Annotated in this window: 12 protein-coding genes; 1 reads left to right on the top strand and 11 read right to left on the bottom strand. The window is 74.0% G+C overall.

What is annotated here, in order from left to right:
* Positions 1 to 420: 420 nt before the first annotated feature.
* The 4 genes from CAE01nite_RS17810 to CAE01nite_RS17795 all read right to left on the bottom strand — a co-directional run bounded on the left by CAE01nite_RS17810 (position 421) and on the right by CAE01nite_RS17795 (position 4,906).
* On the bottom strand, positions 421 to 1,509 hold the full coding sequence (locus CAE01nite_RS17810; RefSeq protein WP_246131331.1) for an LLM class flavin-dependent oxidoreductase: 1,089 nt from the start codon (positions 1,507 to 1,509) through the stop codon (positions 421 to 423).
* Positions 1,510 to 1,669: 160 nt separating this feature from the next.
* Positions 1,670 to 2,944 carry a Glu/Leu/Phe/Val family dehydrogenase gene (locus CAE01nite_RS17805; protein WP_146906886.1) on the bottom strand — a complete coding sequence of 425 codons (1,275 nt, stop codon included), beginning with the start codon at positions 2,942 to 2,944 and terminating at the stop codon, positions 1,670 to 1,672.
* Between the two features lie 197 nt (positions 2,945 to 3,141).
* Entirely contained in the window at positions 3,142 to 3,927 is a 786-nt protein-coding gene (locus tag CAE01nite_RS17800) for an aldo/keto reductase (RefSeq protein WP_146906885.1), read from the bottom strand.
* Positions 3,928 to 3,937: 10 nt separating this feature from the next.
* Positions 3,938 to 4,906 carry a helix-turn-helix domain-containing protein gene (locus CAE01nite_RS17795; protein WP_246131330.1) on the bottom strand — a complete coding sequence of 323 codons (969 nt, stop codon included), beginning with the start codon at positions 4,904 to 4,906 and terminating at the stop codon, positions 3,938 to 3,940.
* Between the two features lie 89 nt (positions 4,907 to 4,995).
* On the opposite strand from CAE01nite_RS17795, the gene CAE01nite_RS17790 reads away from it, so the two are divergent.
* On the top strand, positions 4,996 to 8,355 hold the full coding sequence (locus CAE01nite_RS17790; protein ID WP_146906884.1) for a proline dehydrogenase family protein: 3,360 nt from the start codon (positions 4,996 to 4,998) through the stop codon (positions 8,353 to 8,355).
* Positions 8,356 to 8,405: 50 nt separating this feature from the next.
* Here CAE01nite_RS17790 and CAE01nite_RS17785 read toward each other — a convergent pair whose 3' ends face one another.
* The 7 genes from CAE01nite_RS17785 to CAE01nite_RS17755 form a co-directional block, all read right to left on the bottom strand.
* A complete protein-coding gene (locus tag CAE01nite_RS17785) occupies positions 8,406 to 8,930 on the bottom strand; it encodes a TspO/MBR family protein (protein ID WP_146906883.1) in 525 nt (174 codons plus the stop codon).
* 49 nt (positions 8,931 to 8,979) lie between these two features.
* Positions 8,980 to 10,077: a LacI family DNA-binding transcriptional regulator gene (locus CAE01nite_RS17780; RefSeq protein ID WP_246131329.1), complete on the bottom strand. Its 1,098-nt coding sequence runs from the start codon at positions 10,075 to 10,077 to the stop codon at positions 8,980 to 8,982.
* Between the two features lie 91 nt (positions 10,078 to 10,168).
* A complete protein-coding gene (locus tag CAE01nite_RS17775; protein ID WP_146906882.1) occupies positions 10,169 to 11,644 on the bottom strand; it encodes a GH1 family beta-glucosidase in 1,476 nt (491 codons plus the stop codon).
* Entirely contained in the window at positions 11,641 to 12,552 is a 912-nt protein-coding gene (locus CAE01nite_RS17770; protein ID WP_146906881.1) for a carbohydrate ABC transporter permease, read from the bottom strand. The genes CAE01nite_RS17775 and CAE01nite_RS17770 overlap by 4 nt, the downstream gene beginning before the upstream one ends.
* A complete protein-coding gene (locus CAE01nite_RS17765) occupies positions 12,549 to 13,544 on the bottom strand; it encodes a carbohydrate ABC transporter permease (protein ID WP_146906880.1) in 996 nt (331 codons plus the stop codon). Before CAE01nite_RS17765 ends, CAE01nite_RS17770 begins: the two co-directional genes overlap by 4 nt.
* 110 nt (positions 13,545 to 13,654) lie before the next feature.
* Positions 13,655 to 14,965 (bottom strand): ABC transporter substrate-binding protein, encoded by a 1,311-nt coding sequence (locus CAE01nite_RS17760; RefSeq protein WP_246131328.1) that lies wholly within the window; start codon positions 14,963 to 14,965, stop codon positions 13,655 to 13,657.
* A 324-nt stretch (positions 14,966 to 15,289) separates the two neighbouring features.
* On the bottom strand, positions 15,290 to 15,793 hold the full coding sequence (locus tag CAE01nite_RS17755) for a DUF2505 domain-containing protein (RefSeq protein WP_246131327.1): 504 nt from the start codon (positions 15,791 to 15,793) through the stop codon (positions 15,290 to 15,292).
* Between the last annotated feature and the right edge of the window lie 40 nt (positions 15,794 to 15,833).

Below are 15,833 nucleotides of genomic sequence, written 5' to 3'. Positions count from 1 at the left end.
CGTCCATGAGCGCCATCAGGTCCGCCATCGGCCCGGCCAGGCGCGCCGGCACCCGCGCCAGGTCGGCCGCAGCCACGCTCGCGGAGGTGCCGGCAGGCGGGCCGTCGTCGGCCATGACAGTCACCTCCTCGCGCACCGGGGAATCTCGACCCCGAATTCCGGCCGCTCGCCGCGAGACCGCGGCGATGCTTCCTGTGCACGATTCTACGGAGTGCCACTGACATCACGTGGGAAGCCGCGGTGCATTGTGGACGAGGGCGAGATTGGGAGCCCTGTGTACGGCAAGGCGCTCACCTCCACCGACCACGGCTTCTTGCACGAGCTCCAATGCGCCGGCTCCTTCCAGGGACCTCGCCCCGGAACGGATGGAGCATGGTCCGGCTCCGCCGGGCCAGACGGGCTCGCGTCACCGCGCTGATGTCACACCCAGGCCCGGACCAGCCGCTCCAGGGTGTCCACCCGCGTAGCGACGTCGTACGTCGTGGCGGCGACGAGCAGCTCGTCGGCGCGGGTGCGGTCCACCAGGTCCTGCAGCTCGTCCACCGCGCGCTCGGTCGTCGTGGCGATCTGGGTGCCCGGGAGCTGGGCGAGGACCTGCTCCAGTGCGCTGCCCTCCAGCTTTTCCAGCACCTCCGCGGCGGTGTCCGGGTCGGTGATCGGCCCCAGCCGACCGGTGCGCAGACTCAGCGCCATCACCCGGCTCGGGCCCGCGAGGTACCGGGCCTCGTCCTCCGAGTCCGCGATGATGACGGACGCGCTGATCATCGCGTGCGGCGCCGCGAGCTGGGCCGACGGCCGGAACTCGGCGCGGTACGCCGCCATCGCCTCCATCGTCTGGGTGGCGCCGAAGTGGTGGGCGTAGGCGAACCGGATGCCCAGCGCCGCCGCCAGCCGGGCGCTGAACGTGCTCGAGCCCAGCAGCCACACCTCGGGCGTGGAGCCCTGGACCGGCGTCGCGGAGAACCGGCGCACGAACGGCGACGGCGCGCGGCCGGTCTCCTCCTCGTGCTGCTGACCGAGCAGGCCGAGGACGTCGAGCAGCTCACGCGGGAAGTCCTCCGCGCCCAGGCCCTCGGTGGTGCGGCGCAGCGCCGCCGCGGTCGACGGGTCGGTGCCGGGTGCGCGCCCGATCCCGAGGTCGATGCGGCCGGGGTGCAGCGCCTCGAGCATGGCGAAGTGCTCGCCGACGACCAGCGGCGGGTGGTTGGGCAGCATGACCCCGCCGGACCCGACCCGGATGCGCTCCGTCGACGCGGCGAGGTGGGCGATGAGCACCGCCGGGGACGTCGACGCCACCGCCGGCATGTTGTGGTGCTCCGCCACCCAGAACCGGTGCAGGCCGAGCCGGTCGGCCGCGCGCGCCAGCTCGGTGGTCGCCAGCAGGGCGTCCCGGCTCGTGCCGTCGTCCGAGACCGGTGACAGGTCCAGCACCGACAGGGGCACGCGCGTGGCGGCGGACGGCGACGAGGGAGCGGTGGAGGCGAGCGGCGAGGCGAGGTCGTGGGTCACGACAGGGCCAACACGCCGGGCCGCCACCTCCTTCCCACCGGCACCGGCTCACCGGCACCTTCCCACCGGCACCGGCACCGGCACCGGCACCGGCACCGGCACCTTCCCACCGGCACCGGCTCACCGGCACCGGCACGGGCTCACCCGCCCGCCGCCCCTGTCACGGGTACAGCCCGCGGATCTGGTGCGCCTCGGCGACCCGTCGGACCCCGATGACGAGGGCGGCGTCGCGCAGGCTGAGGCCCTCCGCCCGGGCGACGTCGGCGACCGCGGCGTAGGCCGTGAGCATCCGGTGCTCGAGCCGGTCCTCGATCTCCTGCTCGGTCCACCAGTACGCCTGGTTCGCCTGGACCCACTCGAAGTAGGACACGACCACGCCGCCGGCGTTGGCGAGGATGTCCGGCACGACCACGACGCCGCGGTCGCGCAGCACGCGGTCGCCCTCCGCCGTCGTCGGCCCGTTCGCGCCCTCCACGACCCATCGCGCCTTGACGGTCTGCGCGGTGGTCTCGTCCAGGACGCCCTCCACCGCCGCCGGGACGAGGACGTCGACGTCCAGGGCGAGCAGCGTCGCGTTGTCGATGGGGTCCGCGTCCGGGAAGCCGGCGAGCCGTCCGGTGCGCGCCAGGTGCTCCATGAGCGCGGGGACGTCCAGGCCCTCCGGGTCGTGCACGCCGCCGTACTGGTCGCTCACCGCGACCACCTTCGCGCCCGCCTGGGCGTAGAAGCGCGCCGCGTGCGACCCGACCTTGCCGCAGCCCTGGACCGCGACGCTGACCTCGGCCAGCCCGACGCCGGCGTCGGCCAGCGCGGCCCGGGTGGCGTGCACGACCCCGCGCGACGTGGCGGTGGACCGCCCCAGCGAGCCGCCCATCGCGAGCGGCTTGCCGGTGGTGACCGCCGGGATCGTGTACCCCCGGTTGACCGAGTACGTGTCCATGACCCACGCCATGGTCTGCTCGTCGGTCCCGATGTCGGGCGCCATGATGTCCCGCTCGGGACCGATCATCGGCATGATCTCGCTGGTGTAGCGGCGGGTGACGCGCTCCAGCTCGGTGCGCGAGTACCGGCGCGGGTCGATCGTCACCCCGCCCTTCGCGCCGCCGTAGGGCAGCTCCACCACCGCGCACTTCCAGGTCATCCACATCGCCAGGGCGCGGACCTCGTCCGGGTCGACGCTCGGGGCGTACCGCAGCCCGCCCTTGCCCGGCCCGCGCGAGATGTTGTGCTGGACGCGGTAGCCGCTGAACAGCTCGGTCGTGCCGTCGTCGCGGCGCAGGGGGATCGCCACCGTGATCTCGCGGCGGGGGGTGGCGAGCATCGCGTGCAGCCCGGCGTCGTACCCCAGCAGCTCGACCGCGGTCGCGAGCTGCGCGCGCGCGGTGCCGAGCGGCGACTGGTCGGGGGACGTGCGAGAGGGATCGGTGAGGGTCATGGTCGTACCCGCGCCTTTCAGCGTGCGACCCGGCGCCGACGTCGTCGTCAGCCGGCCGGGGTCCATCGGCCCACACCCTGCCACGCGCCACCGTCACGCCGCACGAGCCCCCGGCGCACGTGCCCCGGACGTGCGACGGCGCCCCTCCACCGGGGAGGGGCGCCGTCGCGCGAGCGGGAGAGCCGGGCCGTCCGCGGTCAGAGGACCGTGCTGAGCCCGTCGATCCGGGCCACCTCGTCCTCGCTGAGCGTGAAGTTCGCCGCCTCGAGGTTGGAGTCGATGCGCTCCGGCGTCGTCGACTTCGGGATGACGACGATCCCGTGCTCGATGTGCCAGCGCAGGACGACCTGCGCGGTGCTCACGCCGTGCTCCTGGGCGATGGCGGTCAGCGTCGGGTCGTCGAGGTTCGTCCGCTTGAACGGGCTGTACCCCTCCAGCACGACGCCGCGCTCGGCGTGCGCCGCGACGAGATCGGCGTCGTAGTCGGCCGGTGACCACGGGATCTGGTTGAGGGCCGGCGCCTCGCCGGTGGCCTCGATCAGCTCGTCGATCTGCGCGACGGAGTAGTTCGACACGCCGATCGCACGCGTCAGGCCCTCGTCGCGGAGCGCGACGAACTGCTTCCAGGTCTGCGGGGTCGCCTGCTTGTTCGGCGGCCAGTGCACGAGCCACAGGTCCACCTGGTCGACGGCGAGGTCCCGCAGCGACGCCTCGAGCGTCTCGCGCTCGCGGCCGGCGCGGTCCGGCGGCAGCTTCGTGGTCACGAACACCTCGCCGCGGGCGACGCCGGACGACGCGAGCCCGCGGCCGACCTGGGACTCGTTGCCGTACGCGGTCGCCGTGTCGATGTGCCGGTAGCCGGCCTGCAGGGCGTGGTGGACGGCGCGCTCGGCGTCGTCGCCCTCGGACTGCCAGGTGCCCAGGCCGAGCACGGGGATCTCCGCGCCGCGCAGGGCGATGGTCAGGATGGTGGGGGGTGTCATGCGTCCATCCTCACCCGGCCTCACCGGCGGGTCGACCGGAGCGGCCCCGCCCGGATCTGCGGCGGAACTGGGCGGGGGTCTCCCCGGTGAGCCGGCCGAAGGTGCGCGTGAAGGCGGCCTGGTCGTAGAAGCCGCACGCCGTGGCGACGTCGGCGATCGGCCGGTCGGTGGAGGTCAGCAGCGACGCGGCGTGGTCGATCCGGGTGCGCAGCACCAGCTGCTGCGGGGACAGCGAGAACACCTTGCGGATGCGCCGGTCCAGCGTGGACGGCGAGCACCCCGCGGCGCGGGCGAGGTCCGCGATCGACACCGGCTCGGTGAGCCGCTCGTGCACGAGCGCGACCACCCGGGCCAGCGAGTTCACCGTCACGTCCCCCGCGTCGTGGGTGCGCAGGTCCTCCGACACGCTCAGCAGGCCGACGACGACGCCGTCGACCCGCACCGGGACCTTCGACGTCAGGTACCACCCGGGGACGCCGCCCGGACGCCGGATGAGCTCGAGCACGCCCCGCAGCGCCTGGCCGGTCGACAGCACCTCGTGGTCCTGGCGCGTGTAGTGCTCGGCGAGCTCGGGGACGAACAGGTCCTCGGCGCGGCGCCCGATCACCGTGCGCCGCGACCGCTCGCTCGTTCGGTCGACGAACACCTGGTTCACGGCGACGTACCGGCCGGTGACGTCCTTGGCGCAGAACATGGTCGCGGACAGGTCGTCCATCAGCGCCAGCATCTCGGGCGCCAGCGCCGCCAGGAGGGCCGCCGCCTCCGGGCGCACGTCGTCACGCGGGCGGACGTCGGCACGCGGGCCGGCTCCGGGCCGGACGGCGTCGTCGCGCGGGCGGTCGCCGGTGTGGACGGCGTCGTCGCGCGGGCCGTCGCCGGGCTGGACGACGTCGTCGCGCGGGCCGCGGTCGGGCGGGCGGCCGGCGGTGGGGGCGGGCGCGACGCCGGGCCCCGGGTCTGCGGTCAGGTCTGCGGTCATGTCAGCACGGGACGCTACAAGCCCGGCAGCCCGCCCCGGGGACCGGATCCGTACAAGACGCGCGGCGTCCCGGCCGCGACGATGACGCCATGTCGACCGACGCCCTGCCCACCGACGCGCCCACCGACGCGCCCACCGACGCGCCCACCGACGCGCCCACCGACCTCGCGTCCGTGACGGACGCCGCCCTCGCGCTCGCGGACCGGTGGGTCGCGGCGACCGCCGCGGGGGAGACGCCGGCCGAGCGGCGCACGACCGGGCGCCTGGCCGCGCTCGTCGCCGACCCGGCCGGGCTCGAGCTCGCCATGCACTTCGTGGACCGGGTGGCCCGGCCCGAGGACCTGCGCGTCGCCGCCCGCGAGCTCGCCGGGCTGGCGCAGGGCGCGTCCGCCGCGCGCGGGTTCCTCGGCCCGGTCGACCTCGCCCTGCTCCAGGTGGGCGCCCGGGTGGCGCCCGTGCTCCCCGGCGTCGTCGTTCCCGCGGCCCGGCTGCGCCTGCGCCAGCTGGTCGGGCACCTGGTCGCCGACGCCGGGCCGGGGCTCGGCCGGCACATCGCCGCGGCGCGGGCCGAGGGCTTCCGGCTGAACCTCAACCTGCTCGGCGAGGCGGTCCTCGGCGAGGCGGAGGCGACCCGCCGGCTGGACCGGGTGTCCGCGCTCGTGCGCCGCCCCGACGTCGACTACGTGTCCGTCAAGGTGTCCGCGGTCGCCAGCCAGCTGTCCACCTGGGACACCGCCGGCAGCCGCGACCGCATCGTCGCCAAGCTCCGGCCGCTGTACGTCACGGCCGCCCGGCACGGCACGTTCCTCAACCTCGACATGGAGGAGTACCGGGACCTGGCGCTGACGGTGGAGGTCTTCGAGGCGCTCGTCATGGACCCCGACCTGCTCGCCGCCGAGGCCGGCATCGTGCTCCAGGCGTACCTGCCGGACTCCCTCGCCGCGCTCGACGAGCTCACCGAGCTCGCCGCCCGCCGCCGCGCCGCGGGCGGGGCCCGCATCAAGGTCCGGCTCGTCAAGGGTGCCAACCTCGCGATGGAGCGGGTCGAGGCCGAGCTGCACGGGTGGCCGCAGGCACCCTTCGAGACCAAGGCCGAGGTCGACGCGCACTACGTCCGCCTCGTCGACCGCGCCCTGCGCCCCGACCGCACCCGTGACGTGCGGATCGGCGTCGCGAGCCACAACCTGTTCCACGTCGCGCTCGCGCACCTGGTGGCCGAGCGGCGCGGGGTGTCCGAGGCGCTGGACGTCGAGATGCTGCAGGGCATGGCGCCGTCCCAGGCGCGGGCCGTGCGCGACACGGTGGGCGGGGTGCTGCTCTACACCCCCGTGGTCGCCCGGGCGGACTTCGACGTCGCGATCTCCTACCTCGTGCGGCGCCTGGAGGAGAACGCCGCCCCGCAGAACTACCTGCACGCGCTGTTCGCCGACGACGCCTCCGCGCACGGCCTGGACCGGCAGCGCGAGGCGTTCCTCGCCTCGGTCCGGGACTCCACGCTGCCGCCGCCCGCGCCCCGGCGCGTCCCGCGTCCCGCCCCGGTCGAGCCCGAGCCGGGCGAGCCGTTCCGCAACGCCCCCGACACCGACCCGGCGGTCGCGGCGTCGCGCAGCTGGGCGGCCGAGGTGATCGGTCGCCGGGTCGCCGTCCCCGAGGCGGTGACCGTCACCACCACGGCCGACGTCGACGACGCCGTCGCCCGCGCGCAGGGGGTCGCCGCCACCTGGGCCGGCACCGACCCGTCCGCCCGCGCCGCGCTGCTGCGCCGCGCCGCCGTCCGCCTGGAGGAGGCCCGCGGCGACCTGGTCGCGACGATGGTGCAGGAGGCGGGCAAGACGGTCGCCGAGGCCGACCCGGAGGTCAGCGAGGCGGTGGACTTCGCGCGCTACTACGCCGACCGCGCCGAGGAGCTCGCCGACGGCCGCGTCCCGGGTGCGGTCTTCCGCCCCGACGGGCTGACGGTCGTCACCCCGCCGTGGAACTTCCCGGTCGCGATCCCGGTGGGGTCGGTCCTGTCCGCGCTCGCGGCGGGCTCTCCGGTGCTGGCCAAGCCGGCGCCCGCCACGCCGCGGTGCCTCCAGGTCGCCGCGGGGGCGATCCACCGCGCGACGGACGACCTCGGCGTCCCGCGCGACGTCCTGCAGGTCCTCCTGTCGCCCGAGGGCGACGTCGGCCGGCACCTCGTGACGCATCCCGCCGTCGCGCGCGTCCTGCTCACCGGGTCCATCGAGACCGCCGAGATGTTCTCGTCCTGGCGCGCGGACCTCGACGTGCTGGCCGAGACGTCGGGGAAGAACGCGCTGGTGGTGACGCCGTCGGCCGACGTCGACCTCGCCGTCGCCGACGCCGTGCGCTCCGCGTTCGGGCACGCCGGGCAGAAGTGCTCGGCCGCCTCGCTGCTGATCCTCGTCGGGTCGGCCGGACGGTCCCCGCGCATCGCGCACCAGCTGGTCGACGCCGTCCGGTCCCTGCGCACCGGCCAGCCGACCGACCTCGCCACGACCGTCGGCCCGCTCACGGAGCCGGCGAGCGGCAAGCTGCTGCGCGCCCTCACGACGCTCGAGCCCGGCGAGCGCTGGGTGGTGCAGCCCCGGCGCCTGGACGACGAGGGCCGGCTGTGGACGCCCGGCGTGAAGGACGGCGTCGCACCCGGGTCGTGGTTCCACCGCACCGAGGTGTTCGGTCCCGTGCTCGGCATCATGCGGGCCACGACGCTGGACGAGGCGATCGACCTGCAGAACGCCGTCGCGTTCGGGCTGACCGGCGGCCTGCACTCCCTCGACGAGGCGGAGATCGCACACTGGCTGGACCGCGTCGAGGTGGGCAACGCCTACGTCAACCGGCACATCACCGGGGCGATCGTGCAGCGGCAGCCGTTCGGCGGGTGGAAGGCCTCGGTGGTCGGCCCCGGCGCCAAGGCGGGCGGCCCGCACTACGTCGCCGGCCTGGGCCGGTGGGCCGACGCGGCGGACCTCCCGGCCGACGACGCCGGCTGGCTCGCGTGGGCGCGCGCCGACGACGAGCGCTGGTGGGGCGCCGAGCTCGCGGAGGAGCACGACCCGAGCGGGCTGGCGGTGGAGTCGAACGTGCTCCGGTACCGCCCGGTGCCGGACCTGACCGTCCGCGTCGGCGCGGGGGCCCGGCAGCGGGAGGTCACCCGGGTGCTGTCCGCCGCCGAGCGTGCCGGCGTCCCGGTGACCGTCAGCACGGTCGCCGACGAGGACGACGACGCGTTCGCCGGCCGCGTGCGGTCCGGCGCGGTGTCCGGGCGGGTCCGTGTGGTGGGTGCGGCGCCGGGTCTTCGCGAGGCGGCGCGCACCCGGGTGGGTCACGTGACGGTGCTCGACCACCCGGTGCTGGCGAGCGCGCAGCGGGAGATGCTCACGGTCGTCCGCGAGCAGGCGGTCAGCCGCACGAGGCACCGGTTCGGTCACCTGCCCGCGGAGCGCTAGGCGCGGCGGAGCAGCGCACCCCCTGGTGCGGCAGCCCGGCGCCGCAGGCGTCAGTCGCTGTTGCGGAACCAGATGGCCTCGGTGAGCGCCGTCGCGAAGACGGTCCACGCCAGGTACGGGAGCAGGGCGGCGCCGGCGGCGCGGTCGTGCCGACCGACCGCCCGGATCAACGACACGGTCGAGGCGTCCAGCGCCAGGGCGGTCCCGACCGCGAGCCCGGGCCGCCGGGCCCGGAAGAAGGTCCAGGTCCAGCCGGCGTTCAGCACGAGGTTGCGGCCGAGGGTGGACGCGACCGTCGCGCGTCGGCTGACCGGGGCGCGGTTCAGCGCACGCGTCGACGCCCACGCGATCGTGGCGTACAGCGCCGTCCACGCGATCGGGAACGCGGCGTCCGGCGGGTACCAGGCGGGCTTGCGCAGCGAGCGGAACCACGCGGTGTCCGCCCGCACGCCGACGGACCCGACCACGGCCGTGGCCACCACGGCCCCGGTGACCAGGACGGCGGTGCGACGGCGGCGCCGGCGCTCGGTCGGGGTGCCGGCGGGACGCCCGTAGGGCTGGAACGCGAGGTCCATGGCGCGACGCTACGCCGGTCGGGGTCGCCCGGTCGCGGCCGGGCGCCGCTCAGGCGGACTGACGCCGCACGAGCTCGGGCGGGAAGATCACCGGGTCCACGGCGACGGGTCGGCCGGCGAGCTGGTCGAGCAGCAGCTCACCGGCCCGTCGGGCCATCGCGACGACGGGGTTGACCACCGTGGTCAGCTGCGGCTTCGTCGACTCCGCGACCCCGAGGTTGTCGTACCCGACGATCGCGACGTCGCCGGGAACGGTGCGCCCCCGCTCGGCGAGGACGCCGAGCGCGCCCACCGCCATGAGGTCCGACGCGGCGAAGATCGCGTCGAGGTCGGGGTGCCGCTCCAGCAGCTCGGTCGCGGCCGCCGCACCCCCGGCCGTGGTGAAGTCGCCGAACGCGACGGCGTCGTCGGGCAGCCCGGCCTCGCGCAGCACGTCGCGCCAGCCACCGAGCCGGTCCAGGCCGGCGGCCATGTCCTGCGGGCCGGCGATGGTCGCGACCCGCCGTCGTCCCAGCCGCACCAGGTGCTCGGTGGCCAGCCGGCCGCCGAGGGCGTTGTCGAGGTCGACGTGCCGGACCTCCCGGTCCCGCTCCAGGGGGCGGCCCACGAACACGTGCGGCAGTCCCGAGTCGGCCAGCGCCCGGTCGAGGGAGTCGTCCTGGTGGTGGGACACCACGATGGCGCCGTCGACGTGCCCGTGGCGCAGGTACCGCGTGGCCCGGGCGTTGTCCCCGGGCCGGACGATCAGCAGCACGAGCTGCAGGTCGGTGCTGGACAGCGCCGCCGAGAGCCCGTTGAGCGTCCCGGCGAAGAAGGGGTCGGTGAGCACGCGCTCGTCCGGCTCCGGGATGACCAGCGCGACCGAGTCGCTGCGCCGGGTGACCAGCGACCGCGCCGCCCGGTTGGGCGTGAACCCGAGCTGGGCGATGGCGGACTCGACCGCGGCCTGGGCCTCGGGGGAGACCCGCAGCCCGCCGTTGATGGCCCGTGAGGCCGTCGACCGCGAGACGCCGGCCAGCTCGGCGACCTCCTCGAGGGTGGGCGCCCCACCCCGGCCGCCCCGGGGACGCGGGCCCCCGCCCGCTGCGGACGCGTCCGGCGAGGTCGGCGGCGCCGCTGCCGGCATCGTGGCCGTGCTGTCGGTCATGGCGGTCATCTCCGGGGCGCCGGGCGGGAGGTCGGACGCGTGCTCCGGAGAATACCCACCCTCGTGCCCGCCCCCCGCCCGGCGTCGTGGCTCACTCGCGCGGGGCCAGCGCGTTGTCGCCGGCGACCGTCGCGTACCAGCGAGCGCTCGCCTTGGGCGTGCGCTCGAGGGTGTCGTAGTCGACCCGGACGATGCCGAACCGCTTGTGGTAGCCCCATGCCCACTCGTAGTTGTCCAGCAGCGACCAGGCGAAGTAGCCGCGGACGTCGACGCCGCGGCGGACCGCCTCGTGCACCGCACGCAGGTGCAGGTCGAAGAACTCCAGCCGCTCGGTGTCCTGGACGTAGCCCTCCACGTCCGGGACGTCGTCGTAGGCGGCGCCGTTCTCCGTGACGTAGAGCGCGACCCCGGCCGGCCCGGTGTACTCCTCCTGCAGGCGCAGGAGCAGGCGGGTCAGGCCCTCGGGCTGGACCTCCCAGTCCATGCTGGTCACCGGCAGGTCCCGGGGGTGGTTGTGCACGCCGTCGGCCGCGGGGAACGGGCTCGACGTCGGGCGCTCCACCGGCGCGTCCCCGCGCAGGGTCGCCGGAGCGGGCTGCGCGCTGACCATCTCGCCGTGGTAGTAGTTCACGCCCAGGGAGTCGATCGGTGCGGAGATGACCTGCAGGTCGCCGTCCCGCACGTGGTCGAGCAGGCCGTACTCCGCGACGTCGTCGAGCACGTCCTGCGGGTAGGACCCGCGCAGGATCGGGTCGAGGAAGAACCGGTTGAACTGGCCGTCGATGCGGCGCGCGGCGTCGACGTCGGCCGGGTCCTGCGGGTCCACCGGGTCCGTGACCGTGAGGTTCAGCGTGATGCCGAGGTTGAGGTCGGCGTCGCGCGAGCGCAGGGCCTGGACGGCCAGGCCGTGGCCGAGCATGAGGTGGTGGGCCGCCGCGAGCCCGTCCGGACGGCTCTGCCGGCCCGGCGCGTGCACCCCGGCGGTGTAGCTGAGGAAGGACGAGCACCACGGCTCGTTGAGCGTGGTCCACACGTCGACCCGGTCGCCCAGGGCGTCGTGCACGCTCAGCGCGTACTCCGCGAACAGGTACGCGGTGTCGCGGTTGGCCCAGCCGCCGCGCTCCTCCAGGGCCTGCGGGAGGTCCCAGTGGTAGAGCGTCAGCCACGGCTTGATGCCGTTGGCCAGCAGCTCGTCGACGAGCCGGGAGTAGAAGTCGACACCCAGGGGGTTGACCGCCCCGCCGTCCGGCCGCACGCGCGCCCACGAGGTGGAGAACCGGTACGAGCCGAGGTTGAGGCCCTTCATCAGGGCGGCGTCCTCGCGGTACCGGTCGTAGTGGCCGCAGGCCACCTCGCCGTCGTGCGCGTCCAGGACGGCGCCGGGGACGCGGGCGAAGGCGTCCCAGATGGAGTCGGTCCGGCCGTCGCGGTGCGCCGCGCCCTCCACCTGGTACGCCGCGGTCGCCGCGCCCCACAGGAAGCCGGGCGGGAAGGTCAGCGCGCCCGGGTCGAGCGTGACGCCGGGCCCCGTGAGGAGGTCCGTGCGGTTGTCGGTGAGAGAGCTCATCCCTTGACTGCTCCTTGCATGATGCCGGTCACGAGCTGACGGCCCGCGACGATGAAGACCAGGACCAGCGGGATCGTCGAGACGACGACGCCGGCCATGATCAGCGAGTAGTCCTTGAAGTACGTGGCCTGCAGGAGCTGCAGCGCCACCGGCAGAGTCGGGTTGCCCGACCCCAGCACGATGAACGGCCAGAAGAAGTTGGTCCACGACCCGACGAACGTGAAGAGCGCCAGCATGGCCGCCGCCGGCCGGGCGGCGGGCAGCGCGACGTGCCAGAACGTCCGGATCATCGAGCACCCGTCGACGCGGGCGGCCTCGATCAGCTCGTAGGGCAGCGCCTCCTCCAGGTACTGGGTCATCCAGAAGACCCCGAAGGCGGTCACCATCCCGGGGATGATGACGGCCGCGAGCTTGCCGGTGAGGTCCAGCTTCGACATGACGATGAACAGCGGGACGATGCCGAGCTGGGTCGGGACTGCCATGGTGGCGATGACGAACACCAGGAGCGGGCCCCGGCCGCGGAACCGCAGCTTGGCGAAGGAGAAGCCCGCCAGCGTCGAGAAGACCACCACGGACAGCGCCGTCAGCGTCGAGACGATGATGCTGTTGATCAGCGCCGGCCAGAACTGGATGTCGGCGGTGAGGACCCGGCCGATGTTGCCGAAGAGGTTGCCCTCCGGCAGCAGCGAGGGGATGGGGTTCTGCGCGATGGTGATCGCGTCCGACGACGCCAGGAGGACGGCGTAGTAGATCGGGTAGGCAGCGACCGCGAGGGCCACCCCAAGGAACAGGTAGGTCACCCAGCCCGGCCGGCGGTTGGCGCCTCCGGTCAGGCCTCGCCTGCGGGCGGCGGCGCGCGCGGCGCCGGCTCCGGCGGTCTGCCGGATCATGGGGACCGAGGTGGTCATCGCGAGCCTCGCTTCGGCTTCTGGGTGGATCCGGTCGACGAGATCCGGCGGGTGATGGCGAAGTTGAGCAGCCCGATCAGCACGATGATCAGGAACAGGATCCAGGCGACCGCCGCGGCCCGTCCGAAGCTCTTCTGGGCGCCCCAGCCGAGCTCGTAGAGGTACATCGTCACCGTCATCCACTGACGGTCCGAGCCGCCCTGGCCGAGCTGGTCGAACATGCGCGGCTCGTCGAAGATCTGCAGCCCGCCGATGGTCGCCGTGATGACGATGAAGATGATCGTCGGCCGCAGCATCGGCACCGTGATGGAGAAGAACTGGCGCAGCCGGGTGGCGCCGTCGATGACGGCGGCCTCGTAGAGGTCGCGCGGGACGGCCTGCATGGCCGCGAGGAAGATCAGGGCGTTGTAGCCGGTCCACCGGAAGTTGACCATCGTCGCGATCGCGAAGTGGCTGGCGAACGGGTCGGCGTGCCAGCGGATCGCGTCGACGCCGACGGTCCCCAGCAGCGCGTTGATCATCCCGGACTGGTCGGCGAACAGCTTGGAGAAGATGAGCGAGACGGCGACCGGCGCCACCACGTAGGGCAGCAGGACGCCCATGCGCCAGAACGTCTTGGCGCGCAGGTTCGCGTCCAGCACCGCCGCGATCACGATCGCGAGGATCACCTGCGGCACCGAGGACAGCAGGAAGATGCTGAAGGTGTTGCGCAGCGCGGTCAGGAACCGCGGCTGCTGGACGACGTCGACGAAGTTCTGGAAGCCGACGAAGTCGCCCTGCCCGCCGATGAGGTGCCACTCGTGCACCGAGACGTAGGCCGTGTACACGAGCGGGAAGAGCCCGGTGACGGCGAAGAGCAGGAAGAACGGGGAGACGTACAGGTACGGGGAGAGCTTGACGTCCCAGCGGCCGAGGCGCTGGCTGAAGCCGACGCGGCGGGGCTGGGCGGCTTCCGGGGCCCGGGAGGGCTTCGGCGGGCTGATCACGGACATGCGACACCCTCTCGGGACGGACGAGCGACGATGGTCGGCCGGGCTGCGGTGCGTGCCGGGGTCGGGCGGGCGTGGCGCCCACCCGACCCCGGCACGTCGACGCGGGTCGGTCAGCTCAGGCCGAGGGACTCGTACGCGTCGAGCGCCTTCTGCCACGAGGAGGCGGCGTCGTCGGTCTGGTCCACGTCCACCCGGGTCAGGGCGTCGGAGACCGTCGTGTGGATCGCGAAGTAGTTCGGACCCTTGAACGGCGTCGCGGTGACGGCCTCGGCGCGGTTGGCGAGGATCTCACCGGTCGGCGCGTTGTTGAAGAACTCGTTCGTCTGGGCCTTGAGGTCGTCGCTCTCGAGCGCCTCGACCTGGCTCGGGAACGTGCCCTTGGCCTGGAACGCCTTGATCTGCTGCTCCGGCGCGGTCAGCCACGCCGCGAGGGCCTTGGCCTCCTCCGGGTGCTCGCTCTGTGCGGGGACGGTCAGGTAGGACCCGCCCCAGTTGCCGCCGCCACCGGGGAAGACGTCGGCGACGTCCCAGCCGGCCACGCCGGCCGCGTTGCCCTCGACGACGCCGAGCATCCACCCGGGGCAGAGCTGGGTCGCGAAGGCGCCGCTCTGGAACCCGGCGGCCCAGTCGTCGCTCCACTGCAGCAGGTGGGCGGAGAGGTCCTCGTCCACGGACGCGGTCAGGACGTCGTTGTAGATGTCCTTGACGGTGTCGTGGTCGATGCCGAGGACGTCGCCGTTGTCCTCCTCGTAGGCGTTCTCGACCTGGTTGATCATGCCCTGGTACGTGGCGCCGGCCGAGTCGAACCAGGCGGCGTCCGACTTGGCGACGAACTCGCGGCCGACCTCGAAGTAGCGGTCCCAGTCACCCTCGAGCAGCGCGGCGACCTCGGTGCGGTCCGTCGGCAGGCCGGCGGCGGCGAACAGGTCGGAGCGGTAGCAGATCGCCTCGGGGCCGATGTCCGTCCCGTAGCCGATGAGCGCGCCGTCCTCGGTGGTGGCGGCCGCGGTCTTCCACTCCAGCCAGCGGTCCTCGATCTCGGCGTCCGACAGGTCGACGAACATGTCCGAGTACTGCATGAGCTCGGGGAGCCAGTCGACCTCGACGCCCTCGATGTCCGACAGGCCGGAGCCGGCCGCGAGGCGGGTGTTGAGGTTGTCGCGCGCCTCGTCGGAGGTGGCGGCCTTCTTGTGCTCGACCGTGATGTTCGGGTTGAGCTCCATGTACTCCTCGATGAGGCCCTCGTACCCGAACTCGTTGAACGTCGCGACGGACAGCGTGACCTTCTCGTCGCCGCTGCCACCGCCCTCGCTGCTCTCGCCTGCCGCGGTGTCGGAACCGCCGCCGCAGCCGGAGGCGAGGAGGGCGATGCCGGTGACCCCGGCCATGAGCGCCCAGGTCTTGCTCGTGCGTGTGCGCACTATGACTCCCTTGTCAGCTCGTCGGCGTCGTCGCCGTACGGGTTGCGCCGAAGCCCTCGACAGGACGGCGGCGTGGCCAGAAGGCCGGTGCAGGAGCGCTCCCACACCGAGGTGCGGGAGCGGTTCCACGTGAGGACGATGGTTGGGTGCGCGTCGTCCCGGTGTCAACCGCCGAGCAGGATGGAAGCGGTACCACGGGGCGTCTGTGCAGGTCAGAGGCCCGGGGTGATGATCCGCGTTACGGAATCGTTACGGGAAACCGTGTGCCGTCGCCCCCGCCAGGGGGACGTGAGGGTTTTCCGGGCACGCGCAGCGGGCGGCCGGTCAGCGGGCGGCGAGCCAGCGGGCGCCCGCGTCCTGCTCCGCCTGGAGCGCCGACCGCACGGCACCGGCCGCCGCCTGCTCGATCGCCGCGGCGAACAGCGGGACCCCTGCCTTGAGCTCGCCGTCGTAGGTGAGGACCGAGGCGTCCGGTCCGTCGGGCTTGAGCGTGACCGTGCCGGTCAGCCGCACCGGTGCGCCCGGGATCTCCACGACCACGGTGCCCCGGCGGGCGCCGTCGTCCGCGGTCGGGGCCTCCCACGCCTCGACCTGACGGACCTCCAGCGTGGACCCGACGAAGGCCCGGGCCTGGGCGGGGATCTGGTCGCTCGGCGTCGACCGGCGGGTGGTGACGGTGACCGCGCCCGCGGCGGTGCCGCTGACGTCGGCCTGCAGCACGCCGGCACCGCTGGCCTCGACCCGGGCCCGCGTGTAGCCGACGTCGGCCAGCATCGCGGCGACCGCAGGGACCGGCGCGGCGTAGCGCAGCTCGACTCGCACGTGCACGTGGACCTCCTGGAGCACCGGGGCGGGCCGGGCGGCCACG

This window comes from Cellulomonas aerilata (assembly GCF_007991755.1).
GTDB lineage: Bacteria > Actinomycetota > Actinomycetes > Actinomycetales > Cellulomonadaceae > Pengzhenrongella > Pengzhenrongella aerilata.
The sequence above is the reverse complement of the archived record's forward strand: the minus strand, read 5'-3'. Positions and strand labels throughout refer to the sequence as shown.

What these genes read in the sequence shown, in the direction of transcription:
- CAE01nite_RS17805 (WP_146906886.1), bottom strand. Translation starts at nt 2,944, where the DNA reads ATGACCCTCACCGATCCCTCTCGCACGTCCCCCGACCAGTCGCCGCTC.
- CAE01nite_RS17800 (WP_146906885.1), bottom strand. Translation starts at nt 3,927, where the DNA reads ATGACACCCCCCACCATCCTGACCATCGCCCTGCGCGGCGCGGAGATC.
- CAE01nite_RS17795 (WP_246131330.1), bottom strand. Translation starts at nt 4,906, where the DNA reads ATGACCGCAGACCTGACCGCAGACCCGGGGCCCGGCGTCGCGCCCGCC.
- CAE01nite_RS17790 (WP_146906884.1), top strand. Translation starts at nt 4,996, where the DNA reads ATGTCGACCGACGCCCTGCCCACCGACGCGCCCACCGACGCGCCCACC.
- CAE01nite_RS17785 (WP_146906883.1), bottom strand. Translation starts at nt 8,930, where the DNA reads ATGGACCTCGCGTTCCAGCCCTACGGGCGTCCCGCCGGCACCCCGACC.
- CAE01nite_RS17780 (WP_246131329.1), bottom strand. Translation starts at nt 10,077, where the DNA reads ATGACCGACAGCACGGCCACGATGCCGGCAGCGGCGCCGCCGACCTCG.
- CAE01nite_RS17775 (WP_146906882.1), bottom strand. Translation starts at nt 11,644, where the DNA reads ATGAGCTCTCTCACCGACAACCGCACGGACCTCCTCACGGGGCCCGGC.
- CAE01nite_RS17770 (WP_146906881.1), bottom strand. Translation starts at nt 12,552, where the DNA reads ATGACCACCTCGGTCCCCATGATCCGGCAGACCGCCGGAGCCGGCGCC.
- CAE01nite_RS17765 (WP_146906880.1), bottom strand. Translation starts at nt 13,544, where the DNA reads ATGTCCGTGATCAGCCCGCCGAAGCCCTCCCGGGCCCCGGAAGCCGCC.